Consider the following 15,114-nt stretch of genomic DNA (forward strand, 5'->3'; position numbering starts at 1 on the left):
GCCTCCGACACCGCCCGTCCGGCGGCAGATCCCCACCATGGTAGGAACCCGCCGCCGGTCACGCGTCGCCGGACCGGCCACACCGGACGGCGTTCGCCGGACCAGGTTCGACGGCCCCGGCGTCGCCCGCAGCGGGGGGCGCAAGTGGGTGGGTCAGTCCGGTCGGGACAGGACGACGATGCCGAGGCACATCTCGTCGCTGGTGCCCTCGCCCCAGACGACGTACCGGGGCGGCAGGTTGCGCAGTTGGGGCACCCGCTGGCGCAGCGTCACGTCGTGGGTGCAGGTGACCCGGTAGACGTCACCGGGCCCGACCGCGACCGGTCGCGGCAGCACCCGGTTGGCCTGCTGGTCGAAGTCGTACGTCGGGATGTCGAGCAACACCTGCGCCCTCGGGGTGCCGGGGTTCAGCTCGATCCGGATCGCCCTGCCGAGCAGGTGCATGTGACCGGCGACCGCCTGCACCAGGCCGGCCCCGGTGACCGGGCGGTCGCAGTGCTGGGTACTCCCGGCAGCCGGCGCACGACCCCGGTTGCAGTACCGGTTGAGCCGCTCCGGCTGCCCGCCGGACTCCGCGCCGAACCGGCGCACCAGGTCCCGCACCGCCGCCTCGCGCCGGCAGAGTTCGCCACGCTCCTCGGCCGCGCAGGGCAGCTCGACCGGGGCCGGCAGCAGCTCGGTGTGCAGCGGGTCCACGTCTTCGCCGCCGCCGACGAGGCGCAGCCGGATGCCGGACCGGTCGGTGTCGTCACCGGGACGCACGTCGATCAGGTTGTAGTGCACCTGCATCACGAGCTGGCTGCCGGGCGGCATCGGATAGCCGACGCCGGGGGCGAGCAGCGTCTCGTTCGCGCCGGGCGCCCAGTGCGCCACCCAGGCCGCGTCGCCGATCCCGGCGTCGCCGAAGCAGGTCCAGCCGTCGCCGGGGGTCGCCACGTCGAGTTCGCGGGCCGAGGCCACCGCCGCCGCGTCCAGCCGGAAGAAGATGGCGTGGTGCACCATGGCGCCGTTCTGCGGCAGGAACTGGCTGCCGGTGAGGAACGCGGGCTCGGTCAGGCCCGGGTCGACCAGGAAGCAGCGGTACTCGTCGGTGCCGCCGTCACGCGCCGACGGGCGGTACGGCCGCGGCATGCCCAGGTCGACGAACCGCTCGCCGGAGCGCGGCGGCGCGGCCGGTGGAATGTCGACGGTGCCGTGCCCGCCGGTGTGCGGGCCGGCCGACGAGGTCTGCGGCGCCGGAATGGAGCCGGTGTCCGAATCGGCCCCGCAGGAGGTGCCGAGGAGGAGCGCGGCCAGCGAGGCGGCCACGATGCCGAAGAGGCGTACGCGTCGATGCACGTTCTTCATAACGTCGGGCCTCCGCCCAGGATCCGGGCTGACCGGCAACTATCCGATGAAGTCGGATCTTTTGCAGGATAACCACCGACCGGCCGCCGGGGCGCTCCGGGCCGACGGCGTAACATACCGGCCCGTTGGTTGAACCTTTCTCGCCTGGGCTCCGAACTACACCAGTAGCGGCCGAACGAAGGGACTTCACTGTGCGTCACCGGGCAGTGTGCTGGATCGTCGCCCTGGTCACCGCCACGCTCGCGGGTGCCACCCTCGGCGCCCAGGCGGCGAGCGCCGACGTGACCATGTCGCCGGGCGAGGCCGTACAGGGTGGCGCGGCGAAGTTGACCTTCCGGGTCACCGAGGACCGGGTACCGGCGTACACCACCAGGATCGAGCTGCTGATGCCGGAGTCGGCGCCGGTGGCGGAGACGTACCCGATGTCCGACCCGCAGTGGGCGCCCCGGATGACGATGCGGAAGGTCGACCAGTCGCTCGGCGGGATCCACCACGGGCAGGTCACCGAGGTGGTGGCCAGCATCGTCTGGACCCGGGCCGGCGCACCCGCACCGGGCGGCGGGCCGGCGGAACTGGTCGTCTCGCTCGGCCCGCTGCCGCAGACCGACCAGATGACGTTCCACCTGGTCCAGACGTACTCCGACGGTCACGTGACGAACTGGAACCAACCGCCCTCCTCCGAGGTCCCGCGGCCGGAGTTCGCGGCCCCGGTGCTGACCCTCGCCCCGCCGGCCGCCGAGCCGGCGCCGCCCGGCGCTGCGGTACCGCAGCGCGAGGCGGCGGACGACGACGGCGACTCCGGCTTCGGCTCGCTGACCACCGGCCTGGTCGCCGGGCTGATCCTCGGCCTGGCCGTCGCCGCCTGGCTCTACCTGCGCCGTCCCCGGACCGGCACCGCCGGACCCGCCCCGTCGGACAGCGCCGGACCCGCCCCGTCGGACAGCGCCGGCTCCACCGGCCCGACCGGGACGACCGGCCCGGACGAGTCGGACGAGTCGGACGAGTCGAGCGAGTCGGTCGGTGGGAGCGGCCAGCCGGCGGTCGGTGGGCCGGCCGAGCCGGCGGCCCAGGACACCCGGTCGGGTACCCGGGCCGCCAGCGGCGGACGGACGGCCGGCGGTGGACGGGCCTGGCGGCTGCGGGAGTAGCCCCGCCCCGGGATCAGCGGAACGGGCCGGTGACGCAGTACGTGATGCCGCCGGAGGAGGAGCCCGAGGTCCCGCGCTGCGAGGAGAAGTACAGCCGGTTGCCTGCGGGGGTGAACGCGGGCCCGCAGAGCTCCGAGGAGCCCTGGCCGGTGACCCGCAGGAACACCGAGATCTTGTCGTCCGGCGTGATCAGGCAGATCTCCATGTTGCCGCCGTCCTCGGCGACGTACAGGTCGCCGGAGGCCGAACCGGTGATGTTGTCGACGCCGGTCAGCTGCGCCGAGCCGGAGCTGACCAGGCTGTCGTCGTAGCCGAGTTCGTAGGTGCTGTCGACGAGGTTGAGCTGCCAGACCCGGTTGTCACCCTTGGTGGTGAACCACACGGTGTCGTTGGCGTAGTAGCAGCCCTCCCCACCGTTGAACGACTTGGCGCCGGAGACCTGTGCACGGGTCGCGGTCGGCGAGCCGTCCGGATCGGGGACGGCGGCCCAGCTGAACGAGCCTGAGGTGCCGCTGCCGGCGACCAGGACCTGTAGCCTGCCGGCCGAGAGGTCGCCCCAGGTGTTCGGACGAAGCGGTAGAACTTTCCGTTGCTCTCGTCCTCGGTGAGGTAGATGACCTTCCGGTCCGGGTCGGCGGCGGCGGCCTCGTGCTTGAACCGGCCCATCGCTGGACGGACCACGGCGGCGCCGCCGAGCGGGTAGGTCTCCCAGACCCGGCCCAGGCTGACCTCCTCGCAGGACAACCAGGTGTTCCACGGCGTCTTCCCGCCCGCGCAGTTGTTGTTGGTGCCGGAGAGGATCCGGGACGCCCCGGTGACGGCTCCGCTCGAGTTGAACACGATCCGGGACGCACCACCGCCGGAGCCGGCGCTGGTCTCGGAGTTCGACACGTAGATCCAGCCGCTGCCGTTGGCGAACACCGCACCACCGTCGGGCGCGTTGTGCCAGGTGTACGACGTGCCGGCCACGACCTGACCGGACCGGGCGACGATCTGGCTGGTGAAGCCGGCCGGAAGCTGGATGCCGTGCCCGTTGGCCGGCTGGAGCGGACCGTACGGGCCGGCGGCGTTCTGCGCCGGTGCCGCGTACGCCGCCGACCAGGTGGTGAACGGCAGCGCCAGCGCACCAGCGCCGAGCACCGTGCTGCGTAGCATGTTCCGTCGATCCATCGTGACGCTCCTTCGTGGGGATCCGAGGAACGTAACGACGGGTCTTGACCGGAGCCCGGTGCGTAGGTGAACGCTCGCCGTCGAAGCGCGGACTACTCGTCGTCGGGCTGTGCGTCGGGCTGTCCCGTGTCGCCCTGCGCGTCGGGCTGTCCCGTGCCGCCGTGTCGGAGCACGGCTTCGGGCGCGCAGAGCACGGTCACCCGGTAGGCAAGGCCGAGGTTGGAGAAGATCTGACCGGTCAGGCCGAGGCAGAGTCCCACCCCGGGCAGGCCCTCCGGGTGCTCGAAGAACTCCACCACCGGGTCGGCGATCGCCCCGACCAGGCCCTGCGTCCGCAGCGCCGTACCCGCGACCTGGAGCAGACCTACGCTGACCTGCACCTCGACGTCGTCGAGCGCGTCGACGTCGTACCAGTGGGTGTCGGGCAGGAAGAGCTGCGAGTCCACGCCACGCTGCCGGTAGTCGGGTCCCAGCTGGCCGCTCTCCGGATCGGGCCGGTCGCCGATCCAGGCCATCCCGGCGTAGTCGCTGCGCAGCCGCCGCGCGTCGGTGACGAACTCCGTCACGACGGTGTCGAGGCGTGGCTGGGCGACGAGGTGCACATCTGCGTCGGTCACCCGGGGCACCCTAGCACCGCCCACCCGGCTCTCCGGGTCCGACCACCCCGCCGCCACCAGGCCCGTTTCCGCCCCGGACCGGCGTTTCGCCCCGCACGCTACCCTGGGCTCCCCGCTGGACGCGGCCGTCGCGTTGGGACCAAAATGTGCATCGAGCGACGACCGTCGACGGGCAGGGAAGGAAGCAGGGGGCGTCAGCTCGGGGGACGGGACGCCACCGATCACCCATGGTGAACGGTGCTGGACGCTGATCGGGGACGTACATGGGAATCATGGGGCAGATGCAGCGGGCGCACGCACAGCAGGTGCACGCGCGGCAACGAGCATCCACCACCCCGTACCAGCAGCACCAGCAGATGCTCTGGGAGGCCGAGCACGCCCGGCGGGCCGCCGAGCGGGCGGCGGAGGCGGACGAGCGGGAACGCCGGCGGCTCTACGTCGAGGCCCGGACGGCCCGGGTCAGGGCCGCCAACGCCAACCTCCAGTCCCAGCTGGACGAGCTGGACAACCTGCTCCGGACCACCCTCGCCATCGACGACCACATCGACCTGCAACGGCTGAAGAAGCAGGCCGACTATCCGGAGTTCACCCCCGGTGAGCTGGGCATGCCGCTGCGGGCGCCGGACTGGCGCAGGTTCGCCCCGCCCGAGCCGAACGCGATCGGCAAGATGTTCGGCGGTGAGGGCCGCTACCAGCAGTTGCTGACCGAGGCGGAGCAGGCGTTCGAGAAGGCCAAGGCCAAGCACGCCGCCGGCGAGGCGGCCCGGCAGCAGCGACTGGCCCAGGCACGGCGGAAGTACGACCAGCACTGTCAGCAACTCGACGCCCAGGTCAGCAGCCACAACGACGAGATCGACAGGTTCGGCGCCGCACTGGCCGCCGCCGAGCCGAACGCCGTGGTGAAGTACTTCGGACTGGTGCTCGGCAACTCGGTGTACCCGGAGGACTTCCCGCAGCGCTACCGGCTCGCCTACGTCCCGGACTCCCGGCTGATCGTCGTGGAGTACCTGCTGCCGACCGTCGCCGTCGTGCCGAAGGTGCGGGAGTACCGCTACGACAAGGCGGGTGACGAGGTGCAGACCGTGGCCCGCCCGGCCGACGAGGTCCAGCGGCGGTACGCCGACGTGATCACCCAGGTGGCGCTGCGTACCGTGCACGAGCTGTTCGAGGCCGACCGTACCCGGCTGGTGGAGACGATCGTCTTCAACGGCATCGTCGAGACCACCCACCCGGGCACCGGACAGGCGGTCCGGCCGTGCCTGGTGACCCTGCGAACCAGCCGGGACGCCTTCACCGCGATCAACCTGGCCAAGGTCGACCCGGCGGCCTGCCTGCGGCACCTGCGGGCCACCCTGTCGTCCCGACCGGAAGAGCTGGTCCCGGTACACCCGGTGCTGGAGTTCGACGTGGTCGACAAGCGCTTCGTCGACGAGGTGGACGTGCTGGCCGACCTGGACCAGCGGCCCAACCTGCACAAGTTGAGCCGGACCGAGTTCGAGGACCTGATCCGGAACCTCTTCGGCCGGCTCGGCCTGGAGATCCGGACGACCCGGGCGGCGCCGGACGGCGGCATCGACTGCGTCGCCTTCGACCCGCGCCCGATCTTCGGTGGCAAGGTGGTCATCCAGGCCCGGCGGCACCGGGGCACCATGGACGTCTCGGCGGTGCGGGACCTCTTCGGCACGGTGCTGGGCGAGGGGGCCACCAAGGGCATCCTGGTGACCACCAGCGGCTACGGGCCGGACTCGTTCGAATTCGCCTCCGGCAAGCCGCTTGAGCTGATCGACGGCTCCAACCTGCTGCACCTGCTGGCCGAGCACGCCGAGGTACGCGCCCGGATCGACCCGAACGAGCGCTGAGGCACCACCGGCCAGGCACGGCGGGTGGTTCAGTCGGTGCCGGCGGTGCGCCGGTCGTACGCCTCCCGGGCGGCGGCGATCGCCTGCCGGTGCCGTTCCGCCCAGCCGGTCAGCACCAGCAGCGAGTCGTAGAGTTCCCGGGCCATCTCGGTGGCGACGTACTCGACCCGGGGCGGGACGGTGGGGTAGGTGGTCCGCACCAGCAGCCCGTCGCGTTCGAGGTTGCGCAGGGTGAGGGTGAGCATCCGCCGGCTGATCCCCTCGACCGAGCGCTCCAGCTCGGTGAAGCGGACGGGGCCCCGGCTCGCCTGGATGATGATCCCGATGCTCCACTTGCCGCCGACCCGGTCCAGTACCTCGCGCACCGTGCAGGCCGGGACGTGCTCGCCGGAACAGGACTGCTGCCGATCGTCGCCGCCCACCGCCGGCCCCGGCCGCACGTCCGACCGTGCCTCCGGCCGCGCCTTCGGCTGCTCGGTCATTGGTGCGCCTCCCCCTGCTCCGGCGGCAATGGTCACACGGGGCGGTACGGCCGCCAACCCGTACCCCCTGGCTACCCGCCCCGGCGCCGGCCGACGCCGTCCGGGAAGTCACCTGGCAGTACCGGTCGTACCGGCCCGAGCGGTCGATCGCGACCGGGAGGAAGCCGCCGATCGGCAAATTGCGCGGGCGTGGACTCCGGCGGGCCGGGTAACGGTAGGCACCGAAGACGCGGACCGGCGGAAGGAGGCACGGATGCCTACCGGAACGAGCGGGCCGGGCGGCGGCCCGCCGGTGGTACTGACCGTGAACGCGGGTTCGTCAAGCCTCCGGCTCGACTACGTCCGGGCGGGCGAGGTCGTCGACGGCCTGGCCCGGGCCGAGCCACCCGGTTCGGCCGAGGGGGATCGGACGGTACGTGACTTCCTCGCCGCCCACGTCCCGCCGCACGCCGTCGGTCACCGACTGGTGCACGGCGGTGACCTGGTCCGCACCCCGACCCGGGTGGACGACACGCTCCGCGCCCAGCTCGACCAGCTGGGCACGCTCGCCCCGCTGCACCTGCCGCCCGCGCTGCACCTGCTGGACCGGATCCGGGAACAACTGCCCGGCGTGCCGCAGGTGCTCTGCCCGGACACCGCCTTCCACGCCCAGCTGCCGACCCCGGCCGCCACCTACCCGCTGCCGGCGCCGTGGCGGGAGCGCTGGGGACTGCGCCGGTACGGCTTCCACGGCCTGTCGTACTCGTACGCCCTCCGTCGCAGCGCCGAGCTGCTCGACCGGCCGGTCGGCGGGCTCCAGCTCCTGCTGGCCCACCTCGGCGGCGGCGCCTCGGTCTGCGCGGTACGCGACGGCCGCAGCCTCGACACCTCGATGGGCTTCACCCCGCTGGACGGCATCCCGATGTCGAAGCGTTCCGGGGCGGTCGACCCGGGGATGCTGCTCTGGCTGCTGGCGGACGACCGGCTCAGCCTGGCCGAGCTGTCCGAGGGGCTGAACTCCCGGTCCGGGTTGCTCGGCCTCTCCGGCGGTCGCTCCGACGACACCCGCGACCTGGTCGCCGCCGCCGGAGACGACCCGGCGGCGGCACTGGCGCTGGCGGTCTACGCCCACCGGGTACGCCGGGAACTGGCCGCCGCCGCCACCAGCCTGGACCGGCTGGACGCGCTGGTCTTCACCGGCGAGATCGGCTGGGACCAGCCCGAGGTGCGGCACGACGTCTGCGCCGGGCTCGGCCTGCTCGGCGTGACGCCGCCGCGGGGCGGCAACCCGGACGCCGACGCGATCGTCTCGGACCCCGGCGCCCTGGTGCCGGTGCTGGTCGTGCAACCACGGGAGGATCTGGAGGTCGCCGCCGAGACACTGGCGACGCTGGGCTGAGGCGGCCCCGGGACCCACCCGATCGGTCCGCCTCCGGACCCGTTCGATCGTGACGTTCGGGCCGCTCGGCTCAGGCCATCAGGCGGGTCAGGAAGTCGCCGATTCCCTGTGCGATCGCCATCAGGATCGCCCCGATCGTCTCGACGAGTTCGGCGGCACCGTCCGGCCGGAACGCGACGAAGAAAATCAGGAAACCCACGAAGAGCCAGGTAAGGACCTTCTTGGCAAGTACGGGCATGTCTCCTCCGCTGGGGCCTCCCCCGTCTCGTACGACCACTTGAAGCCCCGGTGTCACGAGAGCTGGCGTACTCCGGCGATCGAGTGCTCGCATCCCCGTCCGGACCGACCCCAAACGACGCACGCGCTCCCGGCCCGGAGCAGCGTCCGACGAGCCCCCGTGCCGACTGTCGGAACAGTGGCGACTCGTTCCATAATCGCTCATTTCGTCGTTTAAACGGATAGAATCCTGATGTCCTCGCCGGCCTCCGCTCTCGGGCAGGTCCAGGGAGCCAGGTCCAGCGAGCCGGACGATTCATCGGATGGAGGCAGGTTGACCAGCCCGTCCGGTCGGCCGGACGTCCTGCGCGGGCCGGAGGATTCCCGGGTCACCACCATCGAACTCTTCTTCGACGTGGTCTACGTGCTCGCCGTGACCCAGTTGACCGAACTGCTGCTGCACCGGCTGCACCCGGCCGGCGCCGCCGGGGCCGCCGTGCTGCTGCTCGCCGTCTGGTGGGCCTGGGTGGACACCGCCTGGATCACCAACTGGTTCGACCCGGACCAGCCGCGGGTACGGGTCCTCCTGATCGCGCTGATGGGGATCAGCCTGGTGATGTCCTCGGCGGTGCCCGAGGCGTACGGAGACCGGGGGCTCTGGTTCGCCGTGGCGTACGTGGCGCTGGCGGTGGGGCGTACGGTCTTCGTCGCGTCGGCCCTGACCCCACGCTCCAACCTGCACCGCAACTTCCAGCGGGTGCTGGTCTGGCGGATCTCTTCCGCGCCGCTCTGGCTGGCCGGCGGCTTCGCATCCGGTCCGCTCCGGCTCGGCCTGTGGGTGGCCGCGGTGGTCCTGGACACCAGCGCGGCCGCCTGCGACTTCTACGTGCCGGGGTGGGGCCGGTCCAGACCGACGGAGTGGGCGATCCACGGTTCGCACCTGGCCGAGCGGGCCCGGCTATTCGTGATCATCGCGCTGGGCGAGTCCATCCTGGTCACCGGCACCGACTTCGGCGCCCTGCGGCACGGCTGGACTCCTCTCGCCGCGCTGGTCAGCGCCTTCCTCGGCACCGTGGCGTTGTGGTGGATCTACTTCGACCGCAGCGCCGAGGCGGCCCGGTCCGTCATCGTCGCGGCCGAGGAGCCGGGCCGGCTCGGCCGGTCGGCGTACACCTATCTGCACATCCCGATGGTGGCCGGCATCATCGTCACCGCGGTCGGGGACGATCTCACCCTGCACGAGCCGACCGGGACGGCCGACGTGGCGGTGATCAGCACCGTACTCGGTGGCCCGGTGCTCTTCCTGGCCGGTTTCCTGCTGTTCAAGAGGGCGATCCTCGGCATACGCTCCCGCGTCCTCCTCGTCGCGGTCGTCGTGCTGGTCGCGCTCGGCCCGCTCGGACCGCTGCTGAGTCCGCTGGCGCTCTCCGCGGTGGCGACCGCGGTGGTCGCGACGGCGGTCGCCCGCAGCGCACTGCTCGCCGCCCGGCGAACCGCCCGGGATACCGGGACCGGGACCGGGACCGGGACGGGGAACGGTCGGCCGGCGCCGTAAATTTCGGGATCCGGCACCCCGTCCTGACCTGCGATCCTCTCGCTCTGTCAGCGCTCACTTCTCGCACCGACTGTGGATGACCTGGTGGAAGCCGGTGTTCCGCGCTCACCGATTGCGCGGTAACACTCCGGAACCGTTCCGGAAACATTGACCCTCCGAGATGACTACTGTAAAACTATAAATCCATTAAGGTCGATTTGACACCACACCGCCCGTCAGAGATCGCGCGGCGGACACAGGTGACTTCGACCCTCGCACACCGTGCCGCCCGGACGGATCCATCACCATGTGCCCGTCCGGCCACTCGCCAGAAAGGGCAGAGATGACCAGGAGTTCCACCGACGGCGCCAAAAGCCCGAGACGGCGCCACCGGACCCGACTCGCGCTCGTCCTCGGCATGGTCGGCATGCTCGCCACCGCCGGTGCCATCGTGCTGCCCAACACCGCCAGCGCCGCCAGCACCCTGGGCGCCTCCGCCGCCGAGCGGGGCGGCCGGTACTTCGGCACCGCCGTGGCGGCGGGCAGGCTCAACGACAGTGCGTACACGACCATCCTGAACCGCGAGTTCAACCAGATCACGGCCGAGAACGAGATGAAGATCGACGCCCTGCAACCACAGCAGGGCCGGTTCTCCTACGGGACCGCGGACCAGATGGTCCAGTACGCCCGCAGCCGGGGCTGGCAGGTACGGGGCCACACCCTGGCCTGGCACGCCCAGCAGCCGGGCTGGATGCAGAGCATGTCCGGCAGCACCCTGCGCCAGGCCATGGTCAACCACATCACCCAGGTCGCCACCCACTTCCGCGGCCAGATCGCGTGGTGGGACGTGGTGAACGAGGCGTTCGCCGACGGCGGCAGCGGTGGCCGCCGCGACTCCAACCTCCAGCGCACCGGCAACGACTGGATCGAGGCCGCCTTCCGGGCCGCGGACGCCGCCGACCCGAACGCGCAGCTCTGCTACAACGACTACAACATCGACAACTGGAACGACGCCAAGACCCAGGGCGTCTACCGGATGGTCCAGGACTTCAAGTCCCGGGGTGTACCGATCGACTGCGTCGGCCTCCAGTCGCACTTCACCGGCGGCTCGAACTACCCGAGCAACTACCGCACCACGCTGTCCAGCTTCGCCGCCCTCGGCGTCGACGTGCACATCACCGAGCTGGACATCCGCAACGCGCCGTCCGACGCGTACCGGAACGTGACGAACGACTGCCTCGCGGTCTCCCGCTGCAAGGGCATCACGGTGTGGGGCATCCGCGACTCGGACTCGTGGCGGTCCGGCGAGAGCCCGCTGCTGTTCAACGGCAGCGGCCAGAAGAAGGCGGCGTACGACGCGGTGCTCGCCGCGCTGAACAACGGCACCACCCCGCCCACCGGCAACCCGACCACTCCGCCGGGCGGCAGCGGCTGCACCACCTCGGTAACCGCCGGCACCGTCTGGGGCGACCGCTACAACACCTCGGTCACGGTCAACGGCGCCAGCAGCTGGACCGTGGTGGTGGCGGTCACCTCGCCGCAGTCGATCAGCACCACCTGGAGCGGCAGTGCCAGCCTGAGCAGCAACAACACCGTGTTGACGATGCGTTCCAACGGCAGCGGCAGTACGTTCGGCTTCACCACGATGATGAACGGCAACTCCAGCGCCCGACCGCAGATCCGATCCTGCACCGCCGGGTAACGACCGACGGTCCCGCCGGCCCGTGTGGTGGTCCCGCACCGCACGGGCCGGCGGTCACCCGCCCGCCGCTGCCGTCCCGTGCTGCTGTCCGGTACGGAGTCAGCCGGTACGGAGTCTCGCCCGCCACGGATGGACCGGGTGCACCAGGGTCAGTGCGTCGTCGAGCCAGCGCCGGGCGGCATCGTCCAGCAGCGGCAGTGCGGTGGCGAAGTCCGCCTCGTCCTTCGTCCGGACGGCCTTCGCCTTGAACAGCAGCACCACCTCCGGCGCCAGGTACGGGACGCCAGCCGGATCGTGCCGGACGATCTCGGCGTACGGGCGGCGGATCCGCTCGTCGCGCCGGCAGATCCAGACCTCCCCGTCGTGCGGCTCACGGAACACGTCCACCCGCCACCGCCCGATCGCCCGCTCGTAGGCCCAGGTCTGGTGGCTGGTCCGCATCGACTCGGAAGTCAGCGAGATCAGCCGGCCGTCGTGCGGTACGGCGAAGTCACAGTCGGCGAAACGTTGCCGCACCTCGTCGAACCGGTCCGCCGGGATGGCGATCTCCAGGTCGTCGTGCGGCCGGGAGGGTTCACCACGGCACAGGTCGATTGCCCAACCCGCCGCGACGCACCAGGGCACGTCCAGGCCGGCCAGCCGGTCGGCGACCACGGCCGGAGGCCAGGGCTGCCAGGCGTCCACGTCCGGCATCATCGCCCGACGGTAACCGATGCCCGCCCGTCCGCCCCCGGCACGGCCGGGTCAGGCCGACTGCCGGCGGACCAGATGGGTGTCCAGGAAGACGGCCGGCGAGGGAATCTCGTCGCCCCGGATCTGCGCCACCAGCAGGCGCGCCATCTCCGTGCCCATCGTGATCACGGGCTGGTGCACCGAGGTCAGCGGCGGGTTCGCGTGCAGCGCCAGCGAGGAGTCCTCGTAGCCGACCACCGCCACGTCCTCCGGGATGCGCCGGCCGGCCTCGTGCAGCGCCTTCATCACCCCCAGCGCCATCAGGTCGGAAGCGGCGAAGACCGCGTCCAGGTCGGCCCGACGCTCCAACAGTCGGCGCATCGCCGCGAGGCCGCTGTTCGCGCTGAAGTCGCCGTACTCGATGAGGTCTTCGCGGACCGGGCGGCCATGCGCGGCGAACGCCTCCCGGTAACCGACCAGCCGGGTCACCCCGGCGCCCATGTCCTGCGGCCCGGCCACCGTGGCGACCGCCCGCCGGCCGATCCCGAGCAGGTACTCGACCGCCTGCCGGGCACCGCCCGCGTTGTCGACGTCCACGAAGTACGCCGGTTGGGCGTCCGCGGCGAGCATCCGGGCCGGACGTCCACCCAGGACGGTCGGCAGTCCGCGTCGCATCAGCAGGCCGGGCAGCGGATCCGCGTCGTGCAGCGAGATCAGCATCACCCCGTCGACGTGCTGGTCGGTGAGCTGGTCCTCCATCTTCTCCCGCCCGCCGGGCGACTGGATCCAGGAGAGCCAGAGTTGCAGCGGGGTGTCGGCCAGGCCGGCGCTGACCCCCCGGGCGATACCGGCGAAGAACGGCTCGCCGAAGGCCCGCTCACCGGACTCGGAGATGACGAGCGCGACCGAGTCGGTCCGCTGGGTGACCAGAGCCCGGGCGGCACGGTTCGGCACGTACCCCAGCTCGCGGACCGCCGCCAACACCGCCGCCCGGACCGTCGGGCTGACCTGTGAGGAGTTGTTCACCACCCGGGAGGCGGTGCCCCGCCCGACGCCCGCGCGAGCCGCGACCTCGCTCAGGGTGGGCCTTCCTAGGTCGCGGCTGTGGGATCTCATGGTCTGCTCCCGGACGTTGCATCGATCAAGGTGGGGCCAGGGTAGGCGGCTGCCGGACCGACCCGTGCCCGGCCGATGCACCGCGCCGACGCCACTCACCGAGGTTGTTACATCGATGATGATATGGTTTCGATCCTGCTTTCGGTCCCGGCCGTCCGGCCCGTTCCGGCAGCGATCTGACCATGGACGGTGGAAACCGGCGCGACACCGAGGCGATGCCGTCGGGATCCGAGGTCGTCAAAGCCGTTCGCGGCACCGCGACACCTCCGGCGGGGTCCAGATCACCGGTGCCGTCGCGATCCTGATCGCGGTCGTGACCGTAACCGCAGCCGTGATCGCGGCCGGTAATCGCGCATAACCGCGACCACGACCACGACCACGACCACGACCACGACCGAAGGAGCATGGTGGCCCGGTTCGGCTGGTTTCTCGGCCACGAGGAGTGGCAGCCCGAGTCGCTGGTGACCCAGGCCCGGCGGGCCGAACAGGCGGGCTTCGACGCCGTGCTCGTCTCCGACCATCTCCAGCCCTGGGTGGACGACGCCGGGTCGGCCGGGCACGGCTGGGCCACCCTGGGCGCGATCGCCGCGGCGACCCGGCGGGCCACCCTGGTCTCGGCGGTCGCCTGCCCGCTGTTCCGTCAGCATCCGGTGCTGGTGGCCCAGGCCGCCGCCACGCTCGACCGGCTCTCCGGCGGCCGGTTCGCCCTCGGGGTCGGCACCGGGGAGGGGATCAACGAGGCGCCGCTCGGCCGGTTCCCGGCGTACCCGGAGCGGCTGGCCCGGATGACCGAGGCAATCGGACTGCTCCGGCCGCTGCTGGCCGGCGAGACCGTCCGGCGGCCGGACGCGTCGTATTATCCCGTCCCGTCGTTCCGGCTGCACAGTCCGCCGCTGACCGGGGTGCCGGTATACCTGGCGGCGGCCGGTCCCCGCTCGGCGGCGACCGCCGGGCGGCTCGCCGACGGGGTGGTCAGCTCGGTCAAGGACCCCGAACGCACCGGACGGGAGGTGGTGGACGTGGCACGGGCGGCGGCCGGCGCGGCGGGACGTACGCCACCGCGGGTGGTGCTGAGCACCTTCGTCGTACTCGCCGACAGCGACGACGACGCGCTCCGGGCACTCCGCCCCTGGCGCGGGCTGCGTACTCCGGGCCGGCTGTCGGCGTCCAGCCCCGAGCAGCTTCGCCAGCGAGCCGACCGGATGGGCCGGGATGCGATCCTGGCCAGCTATCGGCGCGTCGGCGAGCCCCGGCAACTCCTCGATTTCTGCCAACTGCTGCTCGACCGGCTCCGCCCGGACGTGCTGGCCCTACAGGTGGCCGCGCCGGACGGCGGCGCCGCGCCGGAGCGCTTCGCCGGCCTTGTCGAGCGGCTGCGACAGCGGCTCTGAGCTGCGCCTCGACGCCCTCCCGGCCAGTGTGGACACGGTGCGCCGCCATCGTTTCCGGGCACCCGATTCGAACACATGTACGATAGAATATCGAGGTGTACGACAGCCGAGACCAGGCCGGCGGCCCCGCCCGCCTCGCCGCCCACCAGCCCACCGACCGCCGACTCGTCCTCGCCCGGGTGCACCGGATCGCCACGGACTACGCCGGTGGCTATCGGGAGGGCCTGGTCCGGGCCACCGCCCTAGCCGAGCTCGCCGACCTCGCCGCCGATGCCGACCTGCTCGCCCAGGCCGCGGCCATGCACGCCGTCGCCGACAACTGGTTCGCGATCAACGCCGTCGACCTGCTGCTCGAGGCCGGCGCGCCGACCGAGCTCGTCAACTGCTACCTGGACGCGGTCGCCTGCCCCGGCGAGGCCGAGATCGACGAACCCGGCCCAGCCCGCGAGCCCGGCCAGCCCGGCTAAGGCGGGCCTACCGGA

The 15,114-nt window shown here is 71.9% G+C and carries 13 protein-coding genes and 1 pseudogene; 7 read left to right on the forward strand and 7 right to left on the reverse strand.

The window, feature by feature from the left end; all coding sequences use genetic code 11:
* Positions 1 to 153: 153 nt before the first annotated feature.
* Positions 154 to 1,347, reverse strand: coding sequence for a monooxygenase (locus O7626_RS16185; RefSeq protein ID WP_278061993.1), 1,194 nt, complete (start codon positions 1,345 to 1,347; stop codon positions 154 to 156).
* Positions 1,348 to 1,538: 191 nt separating this feature from the next.
* On the opposite strand from O7626_RS16185, the gene O7626_RS16190 reads away from it, so the two are divergent.
* The gene (locus O7626_RS16190) at positions 1,539 to 2,495 is read left to right on the forward strand and encodes a DUF1775 domain-containing protein (protein WP_278061994.1); all 957 of its coding nucleotides are present in this window, start codon (positions 1,539 to 1,541) and stop codon (positions 2,493 to 2,495) included.
* A 13-nt stretch (positions 2,496 to 2,508) separates the two neighbouring features.
* On the opposite strand, the pseudogene O7626_RS16195 reads toward O7626_RS16190, so the two are convergent.
* Positions 2,509 to 3,665, reverse strand: a pseudogene (locus tag O7626_RS16195) (alkaline phosphatase PhoX).
* Between the two features lie 92 nt (positions 3,666 to 3,757).
* On the reverse strand, positions 3,758 to 4,282 hold the full coding sequence (locus tag O7626_RS16200) for a hypothetical protein (RefSeq protein WP_278061995.1): 525 nt from the start codon (positions 4,280 to 4,282) through the stop codon (positions 3,758 to 3,760).
* A 272-nt stretch (positions 4,283 to 4,554) separates the two neighbouring features.
* On the opposite strand from O7626_RS16200, the gene O7626_RS16205 reads away from it, so the two are divergent.
* Entirely contained in the window at positions 4,555 to 6,141 is a 1,587-nt protein-coding gene (locus O7626_RS16205) for a restriction endonuclease (RefSeq protein ID WP_278061996.1), read from the forward strand.
* A gap of 29 nt (positions 6,142 to 6,170) precedes the next feature.
* On the opposite strand, the gene O7626_RS16210 is transcribed toward O7626_RS16205, so the two are convergent.
* Complete coding sequence (locus O7626_RS16210; protein ID WP_278061997.1) at positions 6,171 to 6,623, reverse strand: helix-turn-helix domain-containing protein; 453 nt, start codon at positions 6,621 to 6,623, stop codon at positions 6,171 to 6,173.
* A gap of 253 nt (positions 6,624 to 6,876) precedes the next feature.
* On the opposite strand from O7626_RS16210, the gene O7626_RS16215 reads away from it, so the two are divergent.
* On the forward strand, positions 6,877 to 8,001 hold the full coding sequence (locus O7626_RS16215; RefSeq protein ID WP_278061998.1) for an acetate kinase: 1,125 nt from the start codon (positions 6,877 to 6,879) through the stop codon (positions 7,999 to 8,001).
* A 70-nt stretch (positions 8,002 to 8,071) separates the two neighbouring features.
* Here O7626_RS16215 and O7626_RS16220 read toward each other — a convergent pair whose 3' ends face one another.
* A complete protein-coding gene (locus O7626_RS16220; RefSeq protein ID WP_278061999.1) occupies positions 8,072 to 8,239 on the reverse strand; it encodes a hypothetical protein in 168 nt (55 codons plus the stop codon).
* 312 nt (positions 8,240 to 8,551) lie between these two features.
* On the opposite strand from O7626_RS16220, the gene O7626_RS16225 reads away from it, so the two are divergent.
* Both O7626_RS16225 and O7626_RS16230 read left to right on the forward strand, forming a co-directional pair.
* Positions 8,552 to 9,772: a low temperature requirement protein A gene (locus tag O7626_RS16225; RefSeq protein ID WP_278062000.1), complete on the forward strand. Its 1,221-nt coding sequence runs from the start codon at positions 8,552 to 8,554 to the stop codon at positions 9,770 to 9,772.
* Between the two features lie 397 nt (positions 9,773 to 10,169).
* Positions 10,170 to 11,453 carry an endo-1,4-beta-xylanase gene (locus O7626_RS16230; RefSeq protein WP_278066182.1) on the forward strand — a complete coding sequence of 428 codons (1,284 nt, stop codon included), beginning with the start codon at positions 10,170 to 10,172 and terminating at the stop codon, positions 11,451 to 11,453.
* 99 nt (positions 11,454 to 11,552) lie between these two features.
* Here the strand turns inward: O7626_RS16230 and O7626_RS16235 are convergent, their stop codons facing one another.
* Positions 11,553 to 12,149 carry a hypothetical protein gene (locus tag O7626_RS16235; protein ID WP_278062001.1) on the reverse strand — a complete coding sequence of 199 codons (597 nt, stop codon included), beginning with the start codon at positions 12,147 to 12,149 and terminating at the stop codon, positions 11,553 to 11,555.
* Between the two features lie 48 nt (positions 12,150 to 12,197).
* Positions 12,198 to 13,241 carry a LacI family DNA-binding transcriptional regulator gene (locus tag O7626_RS16240; protein ID WP_278062002.1) on the reverse strand — a complete coding sequence of 348 codons (1,044 nt, stop codon included), beginning with the start codon at positions 13,239 to 13,241 and terminating at the stop codon, positions 12,198 to 12,200.
* 404 nt (positions 13,242 to 13,645) lie between these two features.
* Here O7626_RS16240 and O7626_RS16245 point away from each other — a divergent pair, with 404 nt between their 5' ends.
* Together O7626_RS16245 and O7626_RS16250 are read left to right on the forward strand one after the other, a co-directional pair.
* Positions 13,646 to 14,632, forward strand: coding sequence for an LLM class flavin-dependent oxidoreductase (locus tag O7626_RS16245; RefSeq protein WP_278062003.1), 987 nt, complete (start codon positions 13,646 to 13,648; stop codon positions 14,630 to 14,632).
* Between the two features lie 95 nt (positions 14,633 to 14,727).
* The gene (locus O7626_RS16250; protein ID WP_278062004.1) at positions 14,728 to 15,099 is read left to right on the forward strand and encodes a hypothetical protein; all 372 of its coding nucleotides are present in this window, start codon (positions 14,728 to 14,730) and stop codon (positions 15,097 to 15,099) included.
* Positions 15,100 to 15,114 lie beyond the last annotated feature (15 nt).

Source organism: Micromonospora sp. WMMD1102, from assembly GCF_029626265.1.
In the GTDB taxonomy this organism is placed as follows: domain Bacteria; phylum Actinomycetota; class Actinomycetes; order Mycobacteriales; family Micromonosporaceae; genus Plantactinospora.